The following is a 21,687-nucleotide window of genomic DNA, read 5'->3' as shown; positions in this document are numbered from 1 at the left end:
CCATTAACCTCGAATGCGCGCGATTGGCTATACTGAACGTACGGGCGGATCGAGTCCCGGCTTCCGGCCGCGGCGTCCGCCCGGAGGTTAGACCCCCGGAGGTCGAGCGATGGAAAAGGACCTCGGTCCGCCTCCCATCGTACCGTCGCGCGATGGCGGGCGGCGATCCCCCTATCCCGCGCCGCGTCGCCAGGGCGCGGGCCAAGACAGCGCGCGCGAGGATGACCACGGGCGCGAGCACGAAGGCGCGCGCGGGGGCGGCGCCGATCATTTGCGGTCCGAGGGCGCGACCGACGTGACCATCGCCGGTCTTGCCGCCGACAAGCTTTCGCCCGAAACCGAGCGGGTGATCGAGAACCTTCTCGCCGAGCTCGGCCAAGTGCGCGGCGAGTTGGACGCCGCCCGGCGGCGCCTCGCCCAGCTTGAACAGATTGTCGACCATCACCCTTATTTGCCGGTGTTGAGCCGTCAGGCGTTTCGTGGGCAGGTCGCGCATGTGCGCGGTCGATTGCAGGAATTTTCGTTCGCGCCCAGCCTGTTCGTCATCAGCCTGATCAACGGCGACGCGATCCGGCGCGAATTCGGCATCGCCGCGCGCGACAAGGCGCTCGGCCTTTTGTGCGACGCGCTGCGGGCGGTCGTGGCGCCGGGCGATTTCGTCGGCAGCCTGACCGGCAACGAACTTGCCGCGTTGGTGTTCGTCGCCGACGAGGCCGGCCGCGCGGCGTTGCGCGCGGCGCTTGCGCGCGCGGTCGCGGAACGCCCGTTCGTCGCCGGGGCCCGCCGGGTGGATTTGGACGTGGCGGTCGGCCTTGCCGTGTTGAGCGCGGGCAGCGATGTGGACGGGCTGATCGCCGCCGCCGACGCCAATCTGATGGCCGGCATACGGGGCCAGCCCTAATACCGTCATACCGGGGCGCGTGCGACAATTAAAAAGTTAATTCCGCCGACCTCGGTGTGCGAACGGTTCGCGGACGGGGCGATGAAGAAGGAATCGCCGTGCCTGGAAACTCGGAACGAAAACGTCAGCCGGCGCGACGGACATTCTCGATTTTCGAGTTGATCGACGCGCTCGCCACGGCGCTCGACGCCATCAATCCCGCCATCGACGCGCACCATAAACAGGTTTGCTATATCGCCGCGACCATCGCCGAGGAACTGGGGCTGCCGCGGCCGGCCTATAACGATCTTTTCGTTGCGGCCTATCTTCACGACATCGGCAGCCTGCCGCTCGCGGAGCGGATGAAAATCCTCGAGTTCGAGATGAAGTCGCCGCATCTTCACGCCGAATTCGGGTACAACCTGCTGGGGAAGTTCCCCCACATCAACGAGGCCGCCACGCTGGTCCGTTTCCATCACGTGCCCTGGAAATACGGCGAGGGGCATAGGTTCCGCGATCTGCCGGTGCCGCACCTGAGCCACCTGATTCACCTCGCCGACCGGATCGCGGTCCTTTACGACCGGAAAGTGCCGGTCTTCGCGCAAGTCGACGGCATCCGCACGACCATCGCCGGCTTTGCCGGGCTTCAGTTCGACCCGGAGCACGTGGCCGCGTTCAACAGGGTGTCGGATCGGGAGGTTTTCTGGCTCGATCTTTCCTTCGGTTCGCTCGAACGGACCCTGCGGCGGATGTGCCATCTTCCCCGCGTGGTCGTCGATCTCGACGAACTTTTGGACATATCCAAGTTCTTCGCCCTGGTCGTCGATTGCCGGTCGCGATTCACCGCCACCCATTCCGGCGGCATCGCGGCCTGCGCCGCCGAACTCGGCCGGCTTGCCGGAATGTCCCGGAGCGAATGCAAGATGCTGAAAATCGCCGGCTACGTGCACGACATCGGCAAGCTCGCGGTACCGAACACGATCCTCGAAAAAGACGGATCGTTGACGCCCGAGGAATGGCACGTCATGCGTTCGCACACCTACCACACCCGCAACATTCTGGGGCGGGTCACGGGCCTCGAGGAAATCACGGCGTGGGCGGCCGAGCATCACGAGACATTGGACGGCAAAGGCTATCCGCTGCGGCTGGCCGAGGCGAACATCTCGCTCGGATCGCGCATCGTCGCCGTTTCGGATATCTTCACGGCCCTGTCCGAAGACCGCCCCTACCGCAGGGGATACGAGGGCGCGAAAATCCGCGAGATTTTCGGACAGCACGTGGCCGCGGGCCGGCTTTCGCGCGAAATCGTTCAACTGCTGTTCGACCATTTCGACGTCCTCGACGAGGTGCGGCGACGGGCGCAGCACGAGGAGCAGACGCAACTGGCGGACTTTTGGGAAACGGCGCGCAACGGCAGCCTGACCCGTCTCGAAGACGCCGACGCCGCGCGCGCCACCGCCTGACCGCCCGTCAGGCGATGATGTCGGGAATCAGCAGGTTCTCGATGGTCGAAATCTGGTCTTTGAGCAGAAGCTTCCGCTTCTTCAGGCGCTGAAGCTGGAGTCGGTCATGGCGATCGTTCTCGGTCAGGCGCCGGATGACGTCGTCGAGGTCGCGGTGTTCCAGCCGCAACGCCTCGAGGCGTTCCTTGAGAGCCTGTGGATCGTTCATGACGGCTTTCAATCCCCCGCGCGACTATCCCGGCTTCCGGCCGTTTTTTTGAATGATGCCAAACTCGACCGGGACCGATCCGCGGCCCCGGCTCAAGGCCCCTTTTTGTGGAATCGGGGCGCTGTTTCGGTTATCATAACCGAATGCGCCGGGGGCGAGAACCGCTCCTCCAAACGCCGAGAATTACGGCGGCCCCGCGACGGGCGAGCCCGGCGCCGCATTCGTAGTTGCAATGTGGAAACAGGGAATCATCCATGAGCCAGCAGGAGAGACTGAACGCTCTCAAGGCCCGGCACGAGGCGCTCGAGTCCGCCATTGCCGAGGAAAATGCCCACACCCACCCGGACGAGGTCCGGATCCATAACCTCAAAAAGCAGAAGTTGAAGATCAAGGACGAGATCGCCGGCCTGTCGTCGCACTGAACCGGGGTTTCGCTGCCGAGTGTTCGGGGGCCCGCGCGCGCTTGCGTTTGGGCGCGGTCGGCGCGAGGTTACATGTAACCTAGTTGGATTTCGCCATGCCGGTTTCCGCCAAGCGTTTGTCGACCCGTCGCAAGGCCGCGTCGCGCGACAAGGTGCGCGCGCAAGGACTCCGCCCCATCCAGATTTGGGCCCCGGACGTGGGCTCGCCCGCCTTTAAGGCGGAGGCCCGACGCCAGTCGCGGCTGATCGCGGCGAGCCGATACGAGGCCGAGGATCAGGCATTCATCGACGCCATCACGAACGAGTCCGAACGGTGAGGCGCGCGGCGAAATTTGGACCGTTGCGGGCGACGCGGATTACGCCGGCAAGCCGCGCCCCGTGGTCATCGTGCAAGACGACCGATTCGCGGCGACAAATTCCGTAACCGTCTGCGCTTTCACCAGCGATCCCACCGATGTGCCGGCGATCCGCCCTATCGTCGAGTCGGACGAGACAAACGGGCTGAAAGCGCGCTCGCGGCTCATGACCGACAAAATCACGACGATTCCGAGGGGAAAACTGGGCCGCCGCATCGGCCGTCTCGGTCCGGCGGACATGGGGCGCCTCGACCGCGCGCTCTTGGTATTCCTCGGGCTGGCGGGGTAGAAGAACCCTTCGGCGTTACCCCGCGCCCGGACAAGATTGTCATATCATGGGTGATATGATATCTTTTATGATGTGAGGCTTGTGCTCGACACGGACGTGGTGGTCGCTGCCCTGCGCAGTCCCCGGGGCGCGTCGGCGGCGATCCTGCTGGCGGCGGCGGATGGCCGCGCGACCCTGCTGATGAGCGTTCCGCTAGTGGTGGAATATGAAGCCACCTGTACCCTTGCCGAGCACAGGTTGGCCGCGCAACTGAGCGAAGGCGAGATCGCGCAATTCCTGGATGGCCTGGCGGCGTTGGCCGAACCGGTCGACAGTCACTTTCTGTGGCGTCCGCAATTGCGCGATCCGGGCGACGAAATGGTCCTGGAGGCGGCGGTGAACGGGCGGGCGGACGCCATCGTGACTTTCAATGTCCGCGACTATGGCGGCGGACCGGCGAAATTCGGCGTCGCCGTGCTCAAGCCGGCCGAAGCGTTGAGGAGAATCGAAAAATGACGACAGTTTCCACGTATCCCTTGCGTCTGCCGCGTTCGGTCAAGGCGGCGGTCGAAAAAATCGCGCGGGAAGAGGGCATCAGTCTCAACCAATTCGTGGCCACGGCGGTAGCGGAAAAACTCGCCGCGATGACGACCGCCGCGTTCTTCGCCGAGCGCAAGGCCCGCGCCGACATGGCGGCCTTCCGCCGCATTCTGAAGCGCAAGGGCGGCGCGCCGCCGCGTTCCGGCGACGAGCGAAAGTGACCCGCGCGCGGATGGTGTTTTTCGGGCTGGCGGGGTAGGGGGGGCGGAGTCGGGCACCTCGAATGGTTGCAGAGCCTATTTTTTTTGCAACACAATGTGTTTAACATCCGGGCGGAACGAATCGCGGGGGGCGAAACGGCGGGAAGGCGATGGAGTTCGACTTTCAATCCGAGCGACAGAAACGATCCGCGATGGCGGAGCTGGACGTCATGGGCGTCGAGTACCGGGACAAGGGACGGTCGCTCGACGTCGAGGAGGAATACATCGGCGTCGAGCCGCTGGATACGGTTTCCGCCTAGCCTCTACATCCCCTTCGCCATTTCGCGCAGCTTGAATTTCTGGATTTTGCCGGTCGAGGTCTTGGGCAGCGGCCCGAACACCACCCGGCGCGGGCACTTGAACTTGGCCAGCCGCTCGCGGCAGAAGGCGATGATTTCGTCCTCGGTCGCGGTCTTGTCCGGCTTGAGTTCCACGAACGCGCACGGCGTTTCGCCCCATTTCTCGTCCGGCTTGGCGACCACGGCGGCCAGCATGACGGAGGGGTGCGCGGCGATGGCGCCTTCGACCTCGATCGAGGAAATATTCTCGCCGCCCGAGATGATGATGTCCTTGGAGCGGTCCTTGATCTGGATATAGCCGTCCGGGTGCATCGCGGCGAGATCGCCGGAATGGAACCAGCCCCCCTTGAAGGCCTCGGCGGTCGCCGTCGGGTTCTTGAGGTAGCCCTTCATCACGATGTTGCCGCGGAACATGATCTCGCCCATGGTTTGCCCGTCGGCGGGAACCGGGGTCATGGTTTCCGAGTCCATCACCGCGAGGCCGTCGAGGACGTGGTAGCGCACGCCCTGGCGCGATTTCAATTCGGCCTGCTTCTCGATCGGCAATGCGTCCCATTCCGGGTGCCACGCGCACATCACCGCCGGCCCGTAGGTTTCGGTAAGCCCGTAGACGTGGGTGACGTTGAATCCGGCGCGCTGCATGCCGGCCAACGTCGCCGCCGGCGGAGGCGCGGCGGCGGTCATGACCTGGACGGTGTGGGGAAGCGGCTTCCTTTCCGCCTCGGTCGCGTTGATGACGAAATTGAGCACGATCGGCGCGCCGCAGAAGTGGGTCACCTTGTGTTCGGCGATGGCGGCGAAAATGGTTTCGGCGCTCACCCGCCTGAGGCACACGCTGGTGCCGGCGACGGCGGCGAGCGTCCACGGGAAGCACCAGCCGTTGCAATGGAACATGGGCAGCGTCCAGAGGTAGATCGGATGATGGCCCATGTTCCACCCGACCGCGTTGCTGAGCGCGTTCAGGTACGCGCCGCGATGGTGGTAGACGACGCCCTTGGGATTGCCGGTGGTGCCGGACGTGTAGTTGAGCGAAATCGCGTCCCATTCGTCGGCCGGCATGGTCCAGGCGAAATCCGGATCGCCCCCGGCGATGAACGATTCGTAGTCGGTTTCGCCGAGCCGCGCGCCCGGGCCGCCGTATTCGCTGTCGACGATGTCGATCACCGGTATCTTGTTCCCGAGTCGGGCGAGCGCGTCCTTGATCGCGGGCGAAAACTCGGTGTCGGTAATCAGCGCCTTGGCTTCGCCGTGTTCGAGGCAGAAGGCGAGCGCCGGACCGTCGAGCCGGACGTTGAGGGTGTTGAGCACCGCGCCGAGCATGGGCACGGCGAAGCTCGCCTCGTAGATTTCGGGCGTGTTCGAGGCCATAACCGCGACCGTATCGTTGCGGCCGATACCTCGTTTGGCGAGCGCGCTCGCGAGCCTTCGGCAGCGGGCGTAGGTCTCCTTCCAGGTAAAGCGTTTCCGCCCGTGGATGACGGCGATGCGATCGGGATAGACGGCCGCCGCGCGTTCGAGGAACGTGAGCGGCGAAAGGGGCGCGAAGTTGGCGGCGTTGCGGTCCAGGTCGCGGTCGTAAATCGAGGGCATTGCGGGAACCTTATCGGGCGCGCGGTCCCGCCGCTAGGCGGGCGAACCAAAGAACCCCGCGCGCATAGGATAATGCGCCCCTTCCGGGACGAACGAGGTGGAATTTGCCACAAACCCGACTGGCGAAAAACGAGCTTTTGTCGCAAACTTGTCCGGCGGCGGAGCGGGAGAGGGGACGCCCGCGCCGCGATCAATGGACGCCCGGTCAACGGGCGCCCGCAACCGGGGAGATCCCATGCCCAACCCCTATGACGTCGCCCACGAACGTTCGCTCAGGGACCCCGAGGGGTTCTGGGGCGAGGCCGCCGAGGCGGTCCGCTGGACGCGCAAGTGGTCCAAGGTGCTCGATGCCTCCAACCCTCCGTTCAACCGCTGGTTCGTCGGCGGCGAATTGAACACCTGCTTCAACGCCCTCGATCGCCACGTGGAGGAAGGCCGCGCCGAACAGCTGGCGCTGATCTACGACAGCCCGGTCACCAACCAAATCCGCAAGTTCACCTACCGCGAGCTGCAGGACCAGGTCGCGCGCGCCGCCGGCATGCTGGCCGCGCGCGGCGTTACCAAGGGCGACCGGGTGATCATCTACATGCCGATGGTGCCGGAAGCGGCGATCGGCATGCTCGCGTGCGCCCGTCTCGGCGCCGTCCATTCGGTCGTGTTCGGCGGTTTCGCCGCCAACGAACTGGCGGTGCGAATCGACGACGCCAAGCCGAAGGTGATTCTGTCGGCCTCCTGCGGTATCGAGGTCAACCGAGTGATCCCGTACAAGGGCCTGCTCGACGGCGCGATCGATATCGCCAAGCACAAGCCCGCCGCCTGCATCGTCCTGCAGAGGCCTCAGGCCAAGGCCGATCTCAAGCCGGGCCGCGACCTCGACTGGGCGGACGAAATGGCCAGGGCCAAGCCGGCGGCGTGCGTGCCGGTGGCGGCGACCGATCCGCTCTACATTCTCTACACCTCCGGCACCACCGGCCAGCCCAAGGGCGTGGTGCGCGACAACGGCGGCCACTGTGTCGCCCTCAAGTGGACCATGAAGGCGGTCTACGACTGCGATCCCGGCGACGTGTTCTGGGCGGCCTCCGACGTCGGCTGGGTGGTCGGGCATTCCTACATCGTCTACGCGCCGCTCTTTCACGGCTGCACCTCGATTCTCTACGAGGGCAAGCCGGTCGGCACGCCGGACGCGGGCGCCTATTGGCGGGTGATCGCGGCGCACGGGGTCAAGGCCCTGTTCACGGCGCCGACCGCATTCCGCGCCATCAAGCGCGACGATCCCAACGGCGAGCTGCTGAAGAAGTACGATCTCTCGTCGTTCAAGATCCTGTTTCTCGCCGGCGAGCGGACCGACCCCGACACCCTCAAATGGGCCGAGGACAAAACCCGCCGCCCGGTCATCGACCATTGGTGGCAGACGGAATCGGGCTCGCCCATGGCCGCCAATTGCATGGGTCTGCACCGTTTCCCGGTCAAGCCCGGCTCGCCGACCAAGGCGGTGCCGGGTTGGAAGATCGAGGTGCTCGACGAAAACGGGCGCGCGGTCAAGCCGGGCACCATCGGCGCGATCTGCTGCAAGCTGCCGCTGCCGCCGGGCACGTTCCCGACGCTGTGGAACGCGGACCAGCGCTTCAAGGAATCCTACTTCACCGAGTTCCCCGGCTACTACAAGACCGGCGACGCGGGCTTCATCGACGAGGACGGCTACATCTCGATCATGGCCCGCACCGACGACATCATCAACGTCGCCGGCCATCGTCTGTCGACCGGGGCGATGGAGGAAGTGCTCGCCTCCCACCCCGACGTCGCCGAATGCGCGGTGATCGGCGTCGCCGACTCGCTCAAGGGCCAGGTGCCGCTCGGCTTCCTGGTCTACAAGGCCGGCGTCAAGCGCGCGCCCGAGGAGGTGGTGGGCGAGGTGGTCAAGCTGGTGCGCGACAGGATCGGCCCGGTGGCCGCGTTCAAGACAGCGACCGTGGTCCAGCGCCTGCCCAAGACCCGTTCGGGCAAGATTTTGCGCGGCACCATGCAGAAGATCGCCGACAGCGAGGCCTACAAAATGCCGGCGACCATCGACGATCCGGCCATCCTCGACGAAATCGCCGCCGCGCTCGGCAAGCTCGGCTACGCCAAGGAGAACAAGCGCCAAGGCTGACAACGCGCGGGCCTATGACCAGAACATGTCGTAGAGCGTAAGCAGGATCGAGGCCAGGATCAGGATCACGATGTACCACTCGACCCGCAGCAGGTGCCGAGTCTGCTGCAGGTCGAGCGCGGTGGTCGCGGTGCGCGAGATCAAGTCGAACTTGCGTTCGACCGCGCGGGCGCGCTCGGTCAGTTCATATTCCTCCTGCAGGCGGGCGTAGAGCCGCTCCAGCTCCGGGTGGTCCCACAGCAGATCCGGCTTTTCCCCGATTTCGACACGGCCCACGGTGCGCTGCTGCATCAACAGCACGTCGCCGATCTCGCGCAGCAGCTCGCGCCCCTCGGCGCCGATGGCGCCGGTGCGCTTGAGGGAGGCGGCGAGCGGCTCGATCCGGTCGAACACGGCGGCCAGGCCGCGCTCGTAGAATCCGAGCACCACGCTTTTCGCCAGCACCGTGGCGACGATCTGCAGGCGTTCGACCGACGCCGCCGAAAGGGCGATCGATCCGTCGGCGTTCACGATTCCATCACTGCCGGGCACGACGGCGATGGTCATGCGCTCGAAGTCGGGCTCGGGATAAGGGTCGGCGACGTAGGGCTTGATGGCCTCGAGGAAGGCGGTCTCGTCGTCGACGTCCATGTTGAACAACACGACCGCGCCGTAGCGCAGCACGGCGGCGGCGCGCCCGGCACCGGCGCGCACCAGCAGCGGGCCGGCCGCGATCCGGTCGGACGAGCCGAACGCGCGCACGTCGATCCTCTCGCCGATGGCCATCGCCCGGACGGAAATGCGCGCGTTCGCGGGGAAAAGGGGGTCGGTCATGGCGCGCCCCCCGATGCGGCTTTAGGACGCCGTGCCGCCCGAGCCGGCCGGCTCCGTCTTCTCGGCCCCGGGCGTTTCCGGGGCGAGCGTCTCGGGCGCTCCGGCGTGAACCTCGGCGGTTTGCGCTTCGGATTCGGCCGCGGCCTTGGCGAGCTTTTCCGCGCGCGCTAACGCGTTGCGCGCCCGGGTGCGGGCGAGCGCAATCGCCTTTTCCAAATCGGCGCTGGTGCAGAGACCAAGGTTGACCGGGTTCTGCGGCTTGATGTTGGGGGCGTTCCAATGGGAACGGTCGCGCACCGCGGCGATGGTCGATTTGGTGGTGCCGAGCAGACGGGAAATCTGCCCGTCGCCCAGCTCCGGGTAGTTCTTGAGCAGCCAGGCGATGGCGTCGGGCCGTTCCTGGCGCATGGCGATCGGGGTGTAGCGCGCGCCGGAGGGGCGCGCTTTCGGCTGCGGGATGGTCGGCTTCAGGGGCTTGAGGCGCGCGTTGGGGTTCTTCTGGCAGCGCTCGATTTCCTCGGCGGTCAAATCGCCCTGGGCGACCGGGTTGATGCCCTGCATGCCGCCCGCCACTTCGCCGTCGGCGATGGCCTGGACCTCGAGCGGGTGCAGGCCGCAGTAGTCCGCGACCTGGTCGAAGGTGAGCGACGTGTTTTCGATGAGCCAAACGGCCGTGGCCTTTGGCATCAGAGGAGGGGCCATCGTCTCGAACGTCCTGTCTGAGGCTGAGCGCGCCCTATATATAGGCCGGAACCGGGCGGGTCAAATCCGGAAAACGGGCCGCCGCGGAAAAAAACAAACGCGCGCGGTTCGTCAACCGGCGCTTCGCGCGCCCGTCTTCCGGCCGCCGCCGCGCGAAAGATCCTCGATGATGGGGCAATCGGGCCGCTCATTGCCGTGGCAGTGGGTTACCAAGTGGCGCAAAGCGCGCCGCATGTCCTCGATCTCGTCGGATTTTTCCTCCAGCCGCCGCAGGTGCCGCTGCACCAGGCGCTTGACGTCGGCGCTCCGACGCCGCCGGTTTTGCCAAAGATTCATCAGGCGCGCGATGTCCTCGACGGCGAAGCCGAGGTCGCGGGCGCGCCGGATGAAGTCGAGGGTCCTAAGGTCGGATTCGCCGAAAAAACGATACCCGGATCCGCTGCGGGTCGCCTTGGGCAAGAGGCCGAGCTTTTCGTAGTGGCGGATCATGCGGGCGCTGACCCCGGAATGGCGGGCGGCATCGCCGATAGTCATCATGGGCAACAGATCGCATTTCTCTCAAGGGGCTGCGGTGGCCCCGAAAATCTCCCTTGACCTTAACATGATGTCAAGCCCGAGGATCGCCGCCGTTCGCAAAAACCCCCCGTTATTCCCGACCCACCAACGGAGAGAAAAATGTCACATCCCCACCACGTCCATGCCTCTCACGGTCCCGACGGCGCGTCGCTGAACCGGGTCGCTTGGCTTGCCACGCTCCACTGCCTCAGCGGTTGTGCCGTCGGCGAAGTGCTCGGCATGGTCATCGGAACCGCGCTTGGCTGGAGCGACGTCGCGACCATCGCCCTCGCCGTCGGCCTCGCTTTCTTGTTCGGCTACGCCTTCACCTTGTGGCCGCTCTGGCGCGCTGGTCTCGGCGTCGCGGCCGCGCTCAGGACCGCGCTCGCCGCCGATACCGCCTCGATCGCGATCATGGAACTGGTCGACAACGCCGTGATGCTCGCGATCCCGGGGGCCATGGACGCGCCGCTGACCGCGCCGCTGTTCTGGGGCAGTCTCGCGTTTAGCCTGGCGGTCGCCGCCGTCGCCGCCTTCCCGGTCAACCGCCACCTGATCGCGCGTGGGCGCGGTCACGCGCTGGCACACCGGCATCACCACGCGCATCATGCCCAGGCTTGTTCCTGAGTAACCTTGCCATCGATGCGGGTCCTGGCGCTTTCCGAAAGGAGCGCCAGGACCTCATCATGTGCGGTTCACGCGGTCAAAATGATCTTGCCGATGTGGGCATTGCTTTCCATCAGGCGATGCGCCTCGGCGGCGCGTTCCAACGGAAAGGTGGCGTGGATCACCGGTCGGATGGCGCCGGACTCGATCAGCGGCCACACGCGCTCCCGCAGCGCCCGCGCGATGCGGCCTTTGCTCTCGACGCTTTGGATGCGCAGCGTCGAGCCGGTGTAGGTGAGGCGCTTCAGCATCAACGGCATGAAGTTGACCTCGGCCTTGGCCCCCTTCTGGAACCCGATCTGGACCAGCCGGCCCTCGGTCGCGAGGCAGCGGATGTTGCGTTCGATGTAGTCGGCGCCGACCATGTCGAGGATCACGTCGACGCCCTTGCCGCCGGTCAGCGCCTTGATTGCCTCGACGAAATCGGATTCCCGGTAATTGATCGCCTGGGCGGCGCCGAGGCGTTCGCACGCGGCGCACTTTTCCGCATTGCCGGCGGTGGCGAACACGCGCGCGCCGAGCCGGCTCGCCATCTGGATCGCGGTGGTGCCGATGCCGCTCGAGCCGCCGTGGACCAAGAGCGTTTCCCCCGGCTGGAGCCGCCCGCGTTCGAAGACGTTGGTCCAGACCGTGAAGAAGGTTTCGGGCAGGCCCGCGGCTTCGACCGGCGACAGGCCTCTGGGGACCGGCAGACATTGCGGCGCGGGCGCGAGGGCGTATTCGGCGTAGCCGCCGCCGGTGACGAGGGCGCATACCGAATCGCCGATCTTCCAATCGCCCGCGCCCGCGCCGAGCTGGACGATCTCGCCCGCGATTTCCAGGCCCGGAATGTCGCTCGCGCCCGGCGGCGGCGGATAGCCGCCCTGACGCTGCAGCACGTCGGGGCGGTTGACGCCAGCGGCGCCGACCCGAATCAGGACTTCGCCTGCGCCCGCGACCGGGCGCGGGCGGGTCGCGATTTTGAGGACCTCGGGCGGGCCGCCCTTGCCTTCGATTTCGACGCAACGCATGGTTTCGGCCATGGGTTGGCTCTAATATCCGAGGCCGACCGACGCAAGGGAGGAATCGCCTTGGATACCGACGATCTCGAACCGCGCGCGAAAAAACCCGCGCCCAAGAATCTCGACGAGATGTCGCTCGCCGCGCTCGAGGACTACATCGCCGGGCTCGAAGCCGAAATCGCCCGCGCCCGCTCGGCGATCGCCGCCAAGAGGGCCTCGCGCCATGGCGCCGAGGCGTTTTTCAAGAAGAAGTAGACCGCCTTCGGCGTCGCGGGCGAGAGCCCGCGCTTACGGTGTCCGCCGCCTCCGGCGTCGCGGGCGAGAGCCCGCGCTTACGGTGTCCGCCGCCTCCGACGGCGGGCGGCCACGAACATCAGCCAGCCCGCGAACGGCAACAGCGTCACTATGATGATCCAACCGAGCCGGGGACCGAACGGGCAACGGGCGCCGGGCTCCGCCTTCCAGCCGCCACCGCCGGGAGCGAACGCGACATGCGCCGCCGGAAGCAGGATGCCGAAAAACAGGATGGTCCAGGCGATCAGTTGGTCCATACGATTCGCCCCCCGTCCAATCGGGTAGGTCGCCTTCAATTCCGTCTTTAAGCCTTATTTAACAGATCGGGCCTACTTTGGGCACGGGACGCAAAGTCGTCCCGTCAACTTTTGACGCCTCCCTGTCAACTCGCCGCCCCGCAAGGGGCGGCTTTTTTTTGCTCTTTGGGTGATTTTTCCCTGTTGCCCTCGATCGGGTCCAGCCGTAAGGTTTTTCCCCGATGGGAAGTGGCGAGTTCGACAGGGGACGGGTTTTACCAATAAAAAAAGGCCGCCGGGAAAGGCGGCCTTAGTCTTTTCCGGGATCCCGAATTCCCATCCGAGTTTCGAAACATGGAATTCGACATCGACGGCCACCGAGCGTTCGCCTCGACCGGCGAGCGGCCGTTCGCGCCGAACAAGGGAGCCCTGGTCCTGCTGCACGGCGCCGGCATGGACCATACGGTCTGGAGCTTTCAGGCCCGCCGCTTCGCCCATCGCGGAATGGCCGTATTCGCGCCGGATTTTCCCGGCCACGGCCGGAGCGGAGGCCCGCCTCGCGCCAGCATCGAATCGCTTGCCGACTGGACCATCGGCGCCCTCCGGACGCTTGGACTCGACCGGCCCCTTCTGGTCGGGCACAGCATGGGTGCGCGCGTCGCCCTCGAGGTCGCGGCCCGCCTCGGCCCGCGGGCGGGCGGACTGGTTCTCGTCGGCATCGCGGAGCGCCTGGCGGTCAATCCCGAATTGCGCCGGGCGGCCGCGGCGGGCGAGGATCGCGCCGTGGACATGATCCTCAAATGGAGTTTCGGCGGCCGGCCAGCAGATCGCCATGGGCGCGCGGCCCGGCTCGCGCGGCGCGTGCGCCGGTCGATGGCGCGCACGCCGCGCGCCGTTCTCGGGGTTGACCTGGCCGCGTGCGACGAGGACAAAGGCGCCGTGGATGCGGCCGGGAAGGTGGCGTGCCCGGCGGCCGTGGTCTCCGGCGCCGGCGACCGCATGACTTCGCCCGCCTCGGCCCGGCGTCTCGCGGAAAAGATCGCGGGCGCCGCGTGGATCGAAATTCCCGACGCGGGCCACATGAGCCCGATCGAAGCCCCGGCGGCGGTGGCCGCGGCAATCGCGAGGATCGCATGACGACGAAACCAACGAAGCCTTCAGCCCCGCCGGTGGAAACCCGCGCGCGCTATCGGTATTTTACGCCGCTGCAAACCCGTTGGGCGGACAACGACATCTACGGCCACGTCAACAACGTGACCTATTACGCCTACTTCGACACGATCATCAATTGCTACCTGATCGAGAAGGGCAGGCTCGATATCGTCGGCGGCGCGGTGGTCGGATTCGCGGTCGAAACCATGTGCCGCTTCGTCAAGCCGCTCGCCTATCCCGACGCGCTCGATGCGGGCCTCAGGGTCGGCCACCTCGGCCGCACCAGCGTGCGCTACGAGGTCGGCATTTTCCGCAAGGGCGACAAAGCCGCCGCCGCCCACGGCCATTTTGTGCATGTATTCGTGGATCGCGCGTCCGGCCGCCCGATACCGATACCAGCGCGCATCCGCAAGGCGCTGGCGCGCATCCGGGTGCGCTGACTCCGCCTACCGGCGCGCGTGTATCAAACGATGTGCCTCTACCGGGGCATGGCCGCTGCTGCCGGGCGCGCGGCGGCGGGACGCGCCGGCGCGGCGGCGGGCTTGGGGGCGGGTCCCTTGGGCTCGCCCGCCTGCTTGCGCGCGAACAGCTCTTCGTCCCACACCACCTCGTAAAGCGTGATGTCGCCTTCGAAGCCCTTCATGGCGTAGCCGCCGCGGCTGACGAAGCGGTAATTTTTGCCCGCGCACAGGAGCCTGACCGAGTCGGGAACGAATATCTCGTTGGCCTTGGCCTTGTCGGTGATACGGGCCGAGAGCTGCACGGTCGATCCGAACAAATCGCCGTCCTCGGCGATCGGTTCGCCGGCGTTGAGACCGATCTTCAGCTGCAGCGGCAGGTCGGGGTAGTCGCGGCAATGGGCGAGGGTGTCCTTCTGGATCTGGATCGCGGCGTCGACCGCGCTCGAGGCCTGGGCAAAAGACGCCATGATGCCGTCGCCAGTGTGCTTGATCTCGCGGCCGTGAAAGCGCGTCAGCGCCTGACGGACGATCCGGTTGTGCGCGCGCACCACCTGCTGGGCGACTTGCTGGCCGCGGGTTTGGGTCAACGCGGTGGAACCGACCATGTCGGTGAACATGACGGTGACGACCTGCGACGCCTCTTCCCTCGGTTTCGGCTTGCTCCAGTCGGCGATCGCCGCGGTCAGGTGCTTGAGGCCCTCGTCTTCGTCCGAGAAGTAGGTGTTCATGGCGTTGCGGCCGGCCTGGAACATCTGCATGTAGCGCGCGTCCTGGAGCAGGTAGCTTTCGTAGTTGCCGGCGAATCCGGCGGCGTGATCGGCCTTGAAGCCGAGTGCTTGCACGCCTTCCGCGAGCAGGCGCGCGCGCGTCGCCGCGTCGAGGTCGCGCTTCTGGCACATGATTTCGCACGCGCCCGCGAGAAACAGGTTGAGGCCGAACTTGGTGTAGCTGTCGAGCTTCTTTTGGGTCGTTGCCACCTGCTCGAGGGTACGGCCGAGAAAACGGAGCATGTACGTTTTCTGCTTCTCGACGTTCGGGTCGAGTGGCGGACTGATGCCGGTGTCGGCCGCCGCCGGGGCTGCCGCCGCGGGTGCGGCTTCGGTCTCGGCCATTGGCGAGGCTTCCTCGGCCTTGCCGGCCGCGGCGTTCAGAATGTCGGCCGCGGCCTCGCGCAACTGCTGAGCCAGCTCGTCGGGCGTCGGCTCGGGCGCTTCCGGGGCGGCCTTGACCCCGCTCGGCGTCGGTTGCGCCGGGGCCTTCTTCGCCGCCGCGGCCTTGGGCTTGAACACGGGCATTTCTTTTTTCTGCTCTTGCATCTCGATGCCTTTGCCGCCGAGCAAGATCGAAGACATCAGCCCGGCGACGGCGAGGAACGAGATGATGAAGACGGCGAGATAAAAGTTCGCGCCCGAATCGCCGAGCAGCGAAATGCCGAACAAATTCGCCCGGCCTGCCAGAGCCGAATGGATGCCGAAGGTGATGGCGGCCCCGCCGATGCCGCCGCAAATCAGAACCGCCAGCAACCGCAGCATCACCTCGCCGAGCGAGCTCTTCGACTTCCTGGCCGGGGCGGCCATCGGCTTGGCGGCGGGTTTGGCCGGACGCGGACGAGGGCGCTCGTCGGCTTGGGGCTCGTCGAAGGACGCGGCGGCGGGCGACGGGCGCGCGGGCGCCGCCGTCTTGCTCGTCTCCATCTTCACGGTGGCCGATTTGTAGACGATGTACTCGGAACTGGTTCCGCGCTTCTGGTCGTAGACGTCCTTGATGACCTTAACCGCGCCGATACCGGGAGTTTTTTCGAGCGCCTTGGCTTCCTCGACCGCCGCGTCCTTCTTGGTGACGGGATAGCGTGCGTGAATGACCCAGCGGCCATGCTGCTGGACCATGATCTCAAGAGTCGTTTGCATCGCCATCGTATGCCGCCGGACACGCCTTAACTGCCGGGTGAATCAAGCCCACCCGCTCGGAAAACTCCCCGCTTACGACGGCCTGGGACGGTCGGATTTCTTTCCGTGCGTTCCCATGGGCGTCTTATGATCGCCCAAGAGCAATGGCCGGCGCCATTTTCTGGCGACCGTGTTTAAAATTAATCCTAACAAAATCCCAAGATCGGGGAAACCCCCGCGCCACGATAACGAGCGGAATTTATTGGGGTTTTTCGCCCGACGGCGGTTGGGTATGGTTAACCAGGATGGAGAACGATTGCCGCCGCCGGAGAGGGGCCTAGCCCTTGAGGCCGAAGTTCTTGAAACGCTTGTTGAATTTCGCAAGCTGACCGCCGGTATCGACGAGGCGATGCACACCGGTCCAGGCGGGATGGGTCTTGGGATCGATGTCGAGCTTGAGCGAATCGCCGGCCTTGCCGTAGGTCGAGCGGGTCTTGAAGCTCGATCCGTCGGTCATGACGACGGTGATCTCGTGGTAGTCGGGGTGGATGCCCTTTTTCATGGCGCTGCCCTTTCGCGTCCCGCCGGGGGCGGGCAAACTCGAACCGAAACACCTCCGCGCGCATCGGCCGGCGCGCGCGGGGGGCTTATATACAGACCGGGCCCGGCCGAAGCAAGGGGCCGGGAAAATGGGCACTTTCGGGGATCGGGGGCCATGACCGACGCAGAATTGACCGAAACGGAATTTCAACGACTCGCCGCCGACACGCTCGCCCGCCTCGCCGAGGCGCTGGAACAGGGCCTCGCCGACGCGGCCGAGGTTGAGCTGCAGGGGGGCATCCTGACCATCGATCTCGACGCGGGCGGCCAGTACGTAATCAACAAGCACGCGCCCAATCGCCAAATTTGGTTGTCGTCGCCCAGAAGCGGCGCGAGCCACTACGCTTTCGATGCCGCGCGCGGCACGTGGGTCGCGACCCGATCGGGTCGCATGCTCGCCGACGTTTTGGCCGAGGAACTGGGGTCGTTAGTGTCCAAGCCGCTGGCCTTGGACCGGATTTAACGTCCGGCGTCGCGTACGCGCCCGGCGGCGCAAGCCCCGCCCGAACGAAAGACCGGGCGCTGACCGCCGCCGGTCATCGGTTTGAGGGGCGCACGCGCCCGGCCAGCCACGCCAGCACGAGCATGAGCAGCGCGCCCGCCACATAGGGTGAATCCTTGCCGATCCAGCCGAAGATCGCGCCCGCGCATGCGGGCCCGAGCACGCGCGCGAGCGTCGTCGCCGAGCGGGCGAGCCCCATGATTCCTCCCCGCTCGTGCTCCGCCGCCTCGAGCGAGATCAGGCTGTTGAGCGCGGGCGTGACCAGGCTGAAGCCGATGCCGGCGAACGTCATTGCCGCCACCAACACCGGGACGTTGCGGGCGAGCGGCACGGCGCCGAGGCCGAGCGCGAGCAAGATCGCGCCCGCCGTCACCAGGCGCCCTTCGCCGAAACGCCGGGCGAGCCTGCCGATGGCGCCGCCTTGGATTACGGCGCCGAGGATTCCGACGAACGCGAACAGATAGCCGTTCTGTTCCGGTCCCCAGCCGAACTGGCGCCGCGACCATATGGCAAAGGTCGATTCCATCCCCGCGAAAACGAAGGTGGCGAGAAACATCATGCCGACCAATCCGTTGAGACGCGGCCGGCGCAACGCTTCCCGCCACGGCGCGGCGAAGCCGCGCGCGCGTTGGCGGATAGTCGCGCGCGTCGAAGCCGAGAGCGATTCGGGCAGAAGAAACCACGTCAGCACGAAGGCCAAGGCCGAAAGCGCCGCGGCGGCGAAGGCGGGCGTCTGGTAATCGGCCATCGCCGGGTCGGCGCCGGCGAGCAGGCCGCCGATGGCGGGACCGGCGATGAAGCCGAGCCCGAATGCCGCCCCGATCACGCCCATGCCGCGCGCGCGTTCGCCCGGCCCGGTGATGTCGGCGACGTAGGCGAACGCGGTGGCGATGTTGCCGGCCATGAATCCGGTCAGGATGCGGACCGCGAACAGCATCGCAAGGCTGTCGGTGACGGCGAGCAGCGCGGACCCGCCCGCCATGCCGACGAGTGTCGCCAGCAGCACCGGCCGCCGTCCGATCCGGTCGCTGACGCGGCCCCACACCGGCGCCGCCGCCAATTGCGCCGCCGAATAGGACGCCATCACCAGCCCGACCTGGAACGGCGTCGCGCCGAAGTGCTCGGCGAAGAACGGCAGCAGCGGAATGATGATCCCGAAGCCGATCAAGTCCACCAGGACGATAAGGAAGAGAGCGGGCATGGGGGCGGAGAAAAAACGAAAAGGCTTTCCGGTCGGATGGTATCACCCCCCACCCTAACCCTCCCCCGCAAGGGGGGAGGGAGATTTTTTAGATTCCCTCCTCCCCTTGCGGGAGGAGGTAGGGGGAGGGGTAAAGGAACGAGAGGAGAAGTTATGCACCAGGACGGAAATTCTACAAGTCAGCGTTCGGTGAGCTTGATTTCGATGCGCCGGTTGCGGCGGTAGGCGATTTCGTCGCGCCGTTCGTCGAGCGGATGGAACTCGCCGAACCCGGCGGCGGCGAGGCGGTGGGGCGGCACGCCGCGCGCCATCAGGAAGCGCAGCACCGACAACGCGCGCGCCGACGACAGCTCCCAGTTGGACGGAAAGCGCGCCGTCGAGATCGGCACGCGGTCGGTGTGACCGTCGATGCGCAGCACCCAGTCGATGTCGGGCGGGATCTTTCCCGTCAATTCGGTGAGTAACCCGGCGAGGCGGCCGAGTTGCTCGGCGCCGGCGGCGCCGATGTCGGCCGATCCGGTTTCGAACAGCACCTCGGATTGGAACACGAAGCGGTCGCCGACGATGCGGATGTCGGGATGCTCGCCCAGCACTTCGCGCAACCGGCCGAAGAACTCGGAACGGTAGCGCGACAGTTCCTGGACCTTGCCGGCGAGCGCCGCGTTGAGGCGGCTTCCGAGGGCGGTGATCTGGACTTTCTGGTCGGCGGACAGCTTCTCGGAGGCCTCCAACGCTTCGTTGAGGCGGGCGAGTTGTTCGCGCAGCGCGGCCATCTGGCGGTTGAGCAGCGCGACCTGGGCGCGCGCGCTTTCGGAAACCTTCCGTTCCTCGATCAGGTTTTTGTCCGCGGTTTCGACCTTGGCGGCGAGACCGGCCGCCTTTTTTTCCAATTCGTCGCGCAAGGCGGTCAATGCGGCGATGTCGGCGGCGAGCTTGGCGGCGCGGGCGTTCGCCTCGTCCCCGGCGTCGCGGGCGGCCTTAAGCTCGCGCTCGGTATCGCCGAGCCTGAGCCCGAGGGCGCGGGTCCGTTCCGTCAATTCGTCGCGCAACGCGACCGAGGCTTCCAGTTCCTGGGTGATCTGCGCCATATTGGCGCGCAGATTCTGGTTCTCCTTGCGCTCGAGCGACAACAGTTCGGCCATCGCGCTCATGTCGTCCTGCAACCGGCGCAGCGCGTTGTCGCGCCCGAGCAGCGCTTCGCCGAGGAAGAACTGGGCGAGCACGAAGATGGTGAGCAGGAAGACCAGCGCCAGCAGCAACGTCGTCAGGGCGTCGACGAAGCCGGGCCAGATGTTGATATCGCGTTGCGGGCGGCGGGAGGCGAGGGCCATGAGGGTGGCCTAACGATGGCCGGCGTCGGTGGCGACCGCGATGGTGCGGGCGAGCAGCTTGATCTCGTTGCGCATTTGGCCGACTAATTGCTCCCGCCCGGCGCGAGTTTCCTCGACCAGCTTGCCGAGCTGCAGATCGAGGTTGCGGATGTGGCCCCGCGTCACGTCGTCGATCGCGCCGCCGCCGCGCGCCCCGGCGTCGGCGATCTTGGCGAGGACCTGCTTCAATTCGTTGTGCGATTGGGCGAGCGCCTGCATCAGGCTCTGCTCGGTGCGCATGTGGTCGGTAAGATTGGCGAGCTGGGCGCCGAGCGCGGTGATCGCCGCGTGAGATTGGGCGCGGTTGTCCTCGCCCTTGGCGATGGTGCGCTGGAGGCTGTCGAGGCTTTCGGCGGTTTGTTCGAGCAGCGCCTGCACGTAGGCCGGGACCGACTGGTCGCCCTCGGCTGCCAGCAGTCCGCTGCCGAGCCGGGTTTGGCCCGAAAGCCATTCCTCCAGATCGTTGAAGAAGTGATTCTGCGCCTGGCCCGCCTGCAGGTCGAGGAAGCCGAGCACCAGCGACCCGCCGAGCCCGAACAGCGAGGTCGAAAACGCCGTGCCCATGCCCGCGAGCGGCGATTCGAGCCCGCGCTTGAGATCGCCGAACATGGCGGTCGGATCGCCGCTGCCGACGCCCAAGCCCCCGATCACCGAGCGGATCGAGGTCATGGTTTCGAGCAGTCCCCAGAAGGTGCCGAGCAGGCCGAGGAAGATGAGCAGCCCGACCAGGTAGCGCGAGATGTCGCGCGATTCGTCGAGCCGGGCGGAAATGCCGTCGAGCATCGAGCGGGTGGCGAGCGCGGACAGCGAGAGCCGCCCGCTTTTCTCGCGCAGCATGGCGGCCATCGGCGCCAGCAGGCGGGGCGGCCGGGAATCGGACAGCTGCGAACGGTCGCTGCGGAAGCTCTCCAGCCACGCCAGTTCCGGATAGAGCATCAGCACCTGGCGGAAATTGAACCCGATGCCGAGCAGGAAGACGCCGAGGATCAATCCGTTGAGCGGCGGGTTGGCGAGAAAGGCGTTGCGGATCGGCGCGATCCAGATCGCGGCCAGTGCGAACACCACCGCCAGGAACAGCGCCATGCGGATCAGGAACCGGCGCGGACGCGCCATGAGCGGCCTCCTCGAATTAGGGTCCGTACTCAATAACGGGCACGGTCGCGACGCCGCCGATTTTGCCTGATCCGGCAGGAGAAGTCCCGAAGGCGATACGGGGCCATCGGCGAGGGGCTTCGACGAACCGGGCGGGCAAAATCGGCGCGTCCCGGAGGGTTTCGGCGAAAATCGCCGCCTGGGGCGTCGAAGCGCTCGACCGTATGGCCCGATACGTTCTTCGCGCTTCTCCTGCCATGCGGCGATTTTCCCTCGAAACGCGGCTCGTGCCCGTTATTGAGTACGGACCCTAGGGCGTCGGGTCCGCCCGACCGCCCGCGATCAGCGATCGCCGAACGACAACGCGGTCAGCGGTCGCCGAACGACAGATCGACGCGATTGGCGGGCTGATCGGTCACCTTGTCGCCGAGCGCGCGCACGTCGATGCGGGTCGAACGGATGCCCTGCTCGATCAGCACCGTGCGCACCGCGAGCGCGCGCGAGAGCGAAAGACGCCGCGCCTCGCTCGCCGTCAGGTCGCCGCCGGCGGCGTAGGCGACGATCTGCAGGCGGAGGGATTCTTGCGCCTTCATGCGTTCGGCCAATTCCTTGAGCCCGGCCTGGGCGGCGGCGGGCACGCGGCTGTCGCCGGCCGGGAAGGCGATTTGCAGGGCGCGGTCCTTGGCGGGCGCGGTCGGGGCCAGCGGCACGGCGGCGACGC

26 protein-coding genes are annotated in these 21,687 nt (G+C 66.4%); 13 read left to right on the top strand and 13 right to left on the bottom strand.

Annotation, left to right across the window (positions count from 1 at the left end; all coding sequences use genetic code 11):
• Positions 1–109 precede the first annotated feature (109 nt).
• Positions 110–901 carry a GGDEF domain-containing protein gene (locus FJ311_03275; protein MBM3950455.1) on the top strand — a complete coding sequence of 264 codons (792 nt, stop codon included), beginning with the start codon at positions 110–112 and terminating at the stop codon, positions 899–901.
• Positions 902–957: 56 nt separating this feature from the next.
• A complete protein-coding gene (locus tag FJ311_03270; protein ID MBM3950454.1) occupies positions 958–2,343 on the top strand; it encodes an HD domain-containing protein in 1,386 nt (461 codons plus the stop codon).
• Positions 2,344–2,350: 7 nt separating this feature from the next.
• Here the strand turns inward: FJ311_03270 and FJ311_03265 are convergent, their stop codons facing one another.
• Positions 2,351–2,551 (bottom strand): DUF465 domain-containing protein, encoded by a 201-nt coding sequence (locus FJ311_03265; protein ID MBM3950453.1) that lies wholly within the window; start codon positions 2,549–2,551, stop codon positions 2,351–2,353.
• Positions 2,552–2,805: 254 nt separating this feature from the next.
• Here FJ311_03265 and FJ311_03260 point away from each other — a divergent pair, with 254 nt between their 5' ends.
• The 5 genes from FJ311_03260 (at position 2,806) to FJ311_03240 (ending at position 4,358) form a co-directional block, all read left to right on the top strand.
• Positions 2,806–2,973, top strand: coding sequence for a DUF465 domain-containing protein (locus FJ311_03260; GenBank protein ID MBM3950452.1), 168 nt, complete (start codon positions 2,806–2,808; stop codon positions 2,971–2,973).
• Between the two features lie 95 nt (positions 2,974–3,068).
• Positions 3,069–3,290 (top strand): DUF3018 family protein, encoded by a 222-nt coding sequence (locus FJ311_03255; protein ID MBM3950451.1) that lies wholly within the window; start codon positions 3,069–3,071, stop codon positions 3,288–3,290.
• A complete protein-coding gene (locus tag FJ311_03250) occupies positions 3,247–3,618 on the top strand; it encodes a type II toxin-antitoxin system PemK/MazF family toxin (GenBank protein MBM3950450.1) in 372 nt (123 codons plus the stop codon). Before FJ311_03255 ends, FJ311_03250 begins: the two co-directional genes overlap by 44 nt.
• A gap of 72 nt (positions 3,619–3,690) precedes the next feature.
• A complete protein-coding gene (locus FJ311_03245) occupies positions 3,691–4,113 on the top strand; it encodes a putative toxin-antitoxin system toxin component, PIN family (GenBank protein MBM3950449.1) in 423 nt (140 codons plus the stop codon).
• Positions 4,110–4,358, top strand: a complete 249-nt coding sequence (locus tag FJ311_03240) for a toxin-antitoxin system HicB family antitoxin (GenBank protein MBM3950448.1) — start codon at positions 4,110–4,112, stop codon at positions 4,356–4,358. The genes FJ311_03245 and FJ311_03240 overlap by 4 nt, the downstream gene beginning before the upstream one ends.
• Positions 4,359–4,660: 302 nt before the next feature.
• Here FJ311_03240 and FJ311_03235 read toward each other — a convergent pair whose 3' ends face one another.
• A complete protein-coding gene (locus FJ311_03235) occupies positions 4,661–6,286 on the bottom strand; it encodes an acyl-CoA synthetase (protein ID MBM3950447.1) in 1,626 nt (541 codons plus the stop codon).
• Positions 6,287–6,521: 235 nt separating this feature from the next.
• On the opposite strand from FJ311_03235, the gene FJ311_03230 reads away from it, so the two are divergent.
• A complete protein-coding gene (locus FJ311_03230; protein ID MBM3950446.1) occupies positions 6,522–8,435 on the top strand; it encodes a propionyl-CoA synthetase in 1,914 nt (637 codons plus the stop codon).
• A gap of 12 nt (positions 8,436–8,447) precedes the next feature.
• Here the strand turns inward: FJ311_03230 and FJ311_03225 are convergent, their stop codons facing one another.
• The 3 genes from FJ311_03225 to cueR all read right to left on the bottom strand — a co-directional run bounded on the left by FJ311_03225 (position 8,448) and on the right by cueR (position 10,484).
• Positions 8,448–9,248 carry an RMD1 family protein gene (locus FJ311_03225; GenBank protein ID MBM3950445.1) on the bottom strand — a complete coding sequence of 267 codons (801 nt, stop codon included), beginning with the start codon at positions 9,246–9,248 and terminating at the stop codon, positions 8,448–8,450.
• A 21-nt stretch (positions 9,249–9,269) separates the two neighbouring features.
• Positions 9,270–9,950: a DUF1013 domain-containing protein gene (locus FJ311_03220; protein MBM3950444.1), complete on the bottom strand. Its 681-nt coding sequence runs from the start codon at positions 9,948–9,950 to the stop codon at positions 9,270–9,272.
• A gap of 111 nt (positions 9,951–10,061) precedes the next feature.
• Positions 10,062–10,484 (bottom strand): Cu(I)-responsive transcriptional regulator, encoded by a 423-nt coding sequence (gene cueR, locus FJ311_03215; GenBank protein MBM3950443.1) that lies wholly within the window; start codon positions 10,482–10,484, stop codon positions 10,062–10,064.
• A gap of 141 nt (positions 10,485–10,625) precedes the next feature.
• Between cueR and FJ311_03210 the strand changes: the two genes are divergently transcribed.
• Positions 10,626–11,132 carry a DUF4396 domain-containing protein gene (locus tag FJ311_03210; GenBank protein MBM3950442.1) on the top strand — a complete coding sequence of 169 codons (507 nt, stop codon included), beginning with the start codon at positions 10,626–10,628 and terminating at the stop codon, positions 11,130–11,132.
• A gap of 68 nt (positions 11,133–11,200) precedes the next feature.
• On the opposite strand, the gene FJ311_03205 is transcribed toward FJ311_03210, so the two are convergent.
• Entirely contained in the window at positions 11,201–12,181 is a 981-nt protein-coding gene (locus FJ311_03205; protein ID MBM3950441.1) for an NAD(P)H-quinone oxidoreductase, read from the bottom strand.
• Between the two features lie 60 nt (positions 12,182–12,241).
• Here FJ311_03205 and FJ311_03200 point away from each other — a divergent pair, with 60 nt between their 5' ends.
• On the top strand, positions 12,242–12,427 hold the full coding sequence (locus FJ311_03200; GenBank protein ID MBM3950440.1) for a DUF1192 domain-containing protein: 186 nt from the start codon (positions 12,242–12,244) through the stop codon (positions 12,425–12,427).
• A 77-nt stretch (positions 12,428–12,504) separates the two neighbouring features.
• On the opposite strand, the gene FJ311_03195 is transcribed toward FJ311_03200, so the two are convergent.
• A complete protein-coding gene (locus FJ311_03195; protein ID MBM3950439.1) occupies positions 12,505–12,723 on the bottom strand; it encodes a hypothetical protein in 219 nt (72 codons plus the stop codon).
• Positions 12,724–13,056: 333 nt separating this feature from the next.
• Here FJ311_03195 and FJ311_03190 point away from each other — a divergent pair, with 333 nt between their 5' ends.
• Together FJ311_03190 and FJ311_03185 are read left to right on the top strand one after the other, a co-directional pair.
• Positions 13,057–13,839, top strand: a complete 783-nt coding sequence (locus tag FJ311_03190; GenBank protein MBM3950438.1) for an alpha/beta hydrolase — start codon at positions 13,057–13,059, stop codon at positions 13,837–13,839.
• A complete protein-coding gene (locus FJ311_03185; protein ID MBM3950437.1) occupies positions 13,836–14,294 on the top strand; it encodes an acyl-CoA thioesterase in 459 nt (152 codons plus the stop codon). The genes FJ311_03190 and FJ311_03185 overlap by 4 nt, the downstream gene beginning before the upstream one ends.
• Before the next feature lie 38 nt (positions 14,295–14,332).
• Here FJ311_03185 and FJ311_03180 read toward each other — a convergent pair whose 3' ends face one another.
• Both FJ311_03180 and rpmE read right to left on the bottom strand, forming a co-directional pair.
• Complete coding sequence (locus tag FJ311_03180) at positions 14,333–16,228, bottom strand: adenylate/guanylate cyclase domain-containing protein (GenBank protein MBM3950436.1); 1,896 nt, start codon at positions 16,226–16,228, stop codon at positions 14,333–14,335.
• Positions 16,229–16,538: 310 nt separating this feature from the next.
• Positions 16,539–16,763 carry a 50S ribosomal protein L31 gene (rpmE, locus tag FJ311_03175; protein MBM3950435.1) on the bottom strand — a complete coding sequence of 75 codons (225 nt, stop codon included), beginning with the start codon at positions 16,761–16,763 and terminating at the stop codon, positions 16,539–16,541.
• 153 nt (positions 16,764–16,916) lie between these two features.
• Here rpmE and cyaY point away from each other — a divergent pair, with 153 nt between their 5' ends.
• On the top strand, positions 16,917–17,264 hold the full coding sequence (gene cyaY / locus FJ311_03170; GenBank protein MBM3950434.1) for an iron donor protein CyaY: 348 nt from the start codon (positions 16,917–16,919) through the stop codon (positions 17,262–17,264).
• Positions 17,265–17,337: 73 nt separating this feature from the next.
• Here cyaY and FJ311_03165 read toward each other — a convergent pair whose 3' ends face one another.
• The 4 genes from FJ311_03165 to FJ311_03150 all read right to left on the bottom strand — a co-directional run.
• Positions 17,338–18,504 carry an MFS transporter gene (locus tag FJ311_03165; protein ID MBM3950433.1) on the bottom strand — a complete coding sequence of 389 codons (1,167 nt, stop codon included), beginning with the start codon at positions 18,502–18,504 and terminating at the stop codon, positions 17,338–17,340.
• Positions 18,505–18,683: 179 nt separating this feature from the next.
• Complete coding sequence (locus FJ311_03160) at positions 18,684–19,835, bottom strand: peptidoglycan -binding protein (GenBank protein ID MBM3950432.1); 1,152 nt, start codon at positions 19,833–19,835, stop codon at positions 18,684–18,686.
• Between the two features lie 9 nt (positions 19,836–19,844).
• A complete protein-coding gene (locus FJ311_03155) occupies positions 19,845–20,987 on the bottom strand; it encodes a flagellar motor protein MotA (protein ID MBM3950431.1) in 1,143 nt (380 codons plus the stop codon).
• 347 nt (positions 20,988–21,334) lie between these two features.
• Positions 21,335–21,687, bottom strand: a 353-nt coding sequence (locus tag FJ311_03150; protein MBM3950430.1) for a lysophospholipase, incomplete at its 5' end; no start/stop codon positions are given.

The organism is Rhodospirillales bacterium (assembly GCA_016872535.1).
Taxonomy (GTDB): domain Bacteria; phylum Pseudomonadota; class Alphaproteobacteria; order Rhodospirillales; family 2-12-FULL-67-15; genus 2-12-FULL-67-15.
Note: the sequence above shows the minus strand (reverse complement) of the source record. Positions and strands in the feature narration are given on the sequence as shown.